Source organism: Symbiopectobacterium sp., from assembly GCF_051710365.1.
Taxonomy (GTDB): Bacteria; Pseudomonadota; Gammaproteobacteria; order Enterobacterales; family Enterobacteriaceae; genus Symbiopectobacterium.
Genome location: NZ_JBPETA010000262.1, coordinates 1 through 3,407, shown reverse-complemented (window position 1 = coordinate 3,407; position 3,407 = coordinate 1). Strand labels below are relative to the sequence as shown.

The 3,407-nt window shown below is 51.2% G+C and carries 4 protein-coding genes and 1 pseudogene; all 5 read left to right on the top strand.

From position 1 onward, the window contains the following. Positions 1–470 precede the first annotated feature (470 nt). Complete coding sequence (locus ACTBDZ_RS16270) at positions 471–749, top strand: CII family transcriptional regulator (RefSeq protein ID WP_438816082.1); 279 nt, start codon at positions 471–473, stop codon at positions 747–749. A 33-nt stretch (positions 750–782) separates the two neighbouring features. Next, positions 783–947 carry a hypothetical protein gene (locus ACTBDZ_RS16265; RefSeq protein WP_438816081.1) on the top strand — a complete coding sequence of 55 codons (165 nt, stop codon included), beginning with the start codon at positions 783–785 and terminating at the stop codon, positions 945–947. After that, complete coding sequence (locus ACTBDZ_RS16260; protein ID WP_438816080.1) at positions 944–1,669, top strand: helix-turn-helix domain-containing protein; 726 nt, start codon at positions 944–946, stop codon at positions 1,667–1,669. Before ACTBDZ_RS16265 ends, ACTBDZ_RS16260 begins: the two co-directional genes overlap by 4 nt. Beyond that, positions 1,666–3,072: pseudogene (locus ACTBDZ_RS16255) on the top strand (replicative DNA helicase). Before ACTBDZ_RS16260 ends, ACTBDZ_RS16255 begins: the two are co-directional and overlap by 4 nt. 102 nt (positions 3,073–3,174) lie before the next feature. Then, a partial coding sequence (locus ACTBDZ_RS16250) for a recombination protein NinB (RefSeq protein ID WP_438816079.1) occupies positions 3,175–3,407 on the top strand: 233 nt, incomplete at its 3' end.

Genomic DNA, 3,407 nt, shown 5'->3' with positions numbered 1-3,407 from the left:
TTCAGTATTGGTGACAGACCACCACAAGTATCCAACCTCAATTCTGTTCACAAGACCATCGTTGATGTTCTCGGCGAGCGATACCGTCGAATTTATTCTTAAAGTAGGTGCGGAATGACGGATATATGCAACGCATACGCAGAAATCTTGCGTTCTATGCACTCAAGCTTCTGGTTCCTGATCTAGCACCTGCTGGACTTGGGAAATCAGTAATCGTGCTGAATCTGAGTCGAGAAGATATTCATTCTTGTCTGGACTCATATCAGTTGGAGGCTGATGAAGCTTGTGGAGAGCATGAACCTCCAAGCAAATCACTATTTTACCGGTACTAGAATCTTTCTTAGCAACGGGATTTCTAACGAGAAATCTATGTTCAGACATGTCGAACCCCCTTCGGTTCTTAGTTGTGGAAAACGAAGAATACCCGAAGGAATGGTTCGGCACCAAAACAACACGGAGAAGTATCACAAATGAACCACGCAACACAAAGCAAGAAAGCCGCTCACATCGAGTCGGCGTTACTCAACAAGTTAGCCCTGATGGGACAGAAAGCCTTTGCCGCCGCCATGAACGTACCGGAGTACCAGGTCAGTCGCTGGAAGAACGGTCTGTTTCGACAGGTGAGCCTGATGCTGGCTGTGCTGAACTACGGCATTGCTGATGATGAAATGGCTGAGTTAGCCAAACGGCTGGCGGGGTATCTGACCAAAGAAAAAGCCGAACAGTGGGAGAACACTTTTCCGGCTTAAAACTGCAACAACAAATTGATTTCATGAGGAATTATGGCACGGAGCAGCCGGAATTTCAAGCAAAAGGGCACGTATCGCCCTCATCCTGAACCCCAAACACTGATGCCGGAGAATGCGGCGAAGAAATTCGCCGAACTCTTCCGCCTGCAACAAAAACTTTACCTGGCTCAGCATGAGTCCGAGGAGAAACGCAAATGAGCATGTCATTGATGGCTAGCGCCATGAATATCAAAGTCGGTAACCCGATACGTAAGCTGGTTCTCCTGAAGCTGGCTGATAATGCCAACGACAAAGGGGAGTGCTGGCCTTCGTATCAGCATATTGCCGATCATTGTGAATGCAGTAAAAGCACTGTTCGAGATCACATTGATGCACTGGAAAAGGCGGGTTTGTTGGTAAAAGAAAATCGTACCGGTACGAATAATGGCAAGGGTAATGCATCCAATGTTTACTATCTGAAATTGGATAACCCTATGCCGACTACCAGCACACCCCCTGTGCCGGGAAATGGCACCCCTATGCCGACAGGCGGCACCAGAATCAGTCACTCTTTTGAACCAGTCATAGAACCTAAAACCCCCTTACCCCCTACCGGGGGCGATGAAGGGTCTTCCCTGCAAAGCAAAAAAACCAAAACAGCACCACCTGACTATCAGGCGGTACTTCAGGCTTACAACGATGCCGCGGGAAATCGCCTGCCCAATGCCTCGACCCTGAACGATGCCCGCCGCCACGCTATCAAGCGGCTGTTGGGCGAGCTGGCAGAGCCCACGTCAGAGGCCGCCGGAAAGTATTTCCAGTACTTCATGGAGACCGCCAAGCCGTTTTACTTTGGCGAAAATCCCCGTCAGTGGCAGGCCAATTTTGATTACCTGCTACGCAGCGATACCCTGCTGAAAACCCGTGAGGGGGCGTTATGACCCAGAGTATACCGACCGTGCCGTACAGTCTGGATGCCGAAGAAGGGGTGATTGGTAGTCTGCTACTGGATGCGCAGAGCGACAATGCTCAGAGCGTGATGGCTTTTCTCAAACCCGAATCGTTCCACAGCAGTCATTGCCAGGCGATATTTTCCGTGCTGAAGGAGATGAATACACACCGCAAGACTATCGACAGCCTCACGGTGAACGACGAGTTAGAAAACCGTGGTTTGCTCCATCTGGTAGGTGGATTTTCCTACCTGGCCCAGATAGCAAAAAATACGCCCAGTGCCGCTAATGTGGTGGGATATGCCAATGTCGTGCGGGACAAGGCTACAGAACGTTTTGCACTGCGTCAGGCTAACCAGATCACGGCGTTGTTTTACGAACGGAACGGGATGAGCGCAGCGGAAAAACTGGAGGTTGCCCAACGGTTGATAACCGAAGCCACGGACTATGCTCAAACCGGCAACCAAAAGGGATTACGGCGCATTGACGACGTTGCCGATCGGTAGATACTGGCGATTGAAGCGCGCTGTAATAATCCCGAGGCCCATCGCGGCCTGTCAACAGGGATACCCGACCTGGATAAACTGCTGTACCCGAAATTTATCGTCAAAGGCTCGCTGTTCGTGATAGGTGCGCGGCCCAAGATGGGAAAAACGACGGTGATGACCGAGATGGCTCTGCATATGGGTGATGTCACGAAGCTCCCCGTCGCCATGTTCAGTCTGGAAATGCCAGAAGAACAGATTTTCGAGCGCATGGTAGGGCAGCAGGCACACGTGAACACCGACATGTTCTATCAGGGAGCGAAAAATCAGGAAGACTGGAAAAAGGTTTACGCGGCGGTTGAACGGATGCGCAATCACCCACGGATCTGGCTGGACGATCAACCGGGGATGACGTTGGCGCACATCCAGGCAGAGTGCCGGAAACTAAAACGGAGCGAAGGGAAAATAGGCATGATTGGCGTGGATTACCTGACGCTGATGACGACCGATAAAGCCGATACCAATGCGCTGGCGTTTGGCAATATCACCAAGGCGCTGAAGAACCTTGCCAAAGAACTGGATACCGTCGTGGTGCTACTGACCCAGCTAAACCGCAATCTAGAAGAGCGCGCCAACAAGCGCCCCATGCCCAGTGACAGCCGGGAAAGTGGTCAGATTGAGCAGGATTGTGATTATTGGTTGGGTATTTACAAAGATCACGTTTACGACGACCACGCCGACGAAACACTTACCGAACTCATTCTTCGCCTCAATCGGCATGGTAAGACGGGGACAGTGTACGTTGACCAACGCGATGTAGAAATTTACCCCTGTGACCAGCAAGAGGCTGAGCGGCGAGCCGGTAAACAGGCGAACAGAAAGCCGCTGAAAGAAGTCATGGGATTTTAAAGCGAGGGAAGCAGGAATGACCGCATATCTAACAGAATGCATCGTGGGGCTGCTGGCAATGGCGGCCCTTTTTGTTTGGGTGGGTAAATTCAGAGGTGGGTGATGGATAAAACATGCTTCCTGCTGCGTGATGAACGAATACGAAAAAACCTGAAAGCGTTTATTGATTCCCTGCCCAACGACCCACACCGCCCCCTCGAAATTACCATCAACGATGCTAAACGAACATTACCGCAGAACGACCTGTTCCATGCGTTATGCACCGATGTTTCGCGTCAGTTGGTGTGGGCAGATAAACCGCGCCCGCTGCTGGACTGGAAGGCGCTGTTTGTCTC

Coding starts and splice junctions, on each gene's coding strand:
- ACTBDZ_RS16265 (WP_438816081.1), top strand. CDS start 783: ATGGCACGGAGCAGCCGGAATTTCAAGCAAAAGGGCACGTATCGCCCT.
- ACTBDZ_RS16260 (WP_438816080.1), top strand. CDS start 944: ATGAGCATGTCATTGATGGCTAGCGCCATGAATATCAAAGTCGGTAAC.
- ACTBDZ_RS16270 (WP_438816082.1), top strand. CDS start 471: ATGAACCACGCAACACAAAGCAAGAAAGCCGCTCACATCGAGTCGGCG.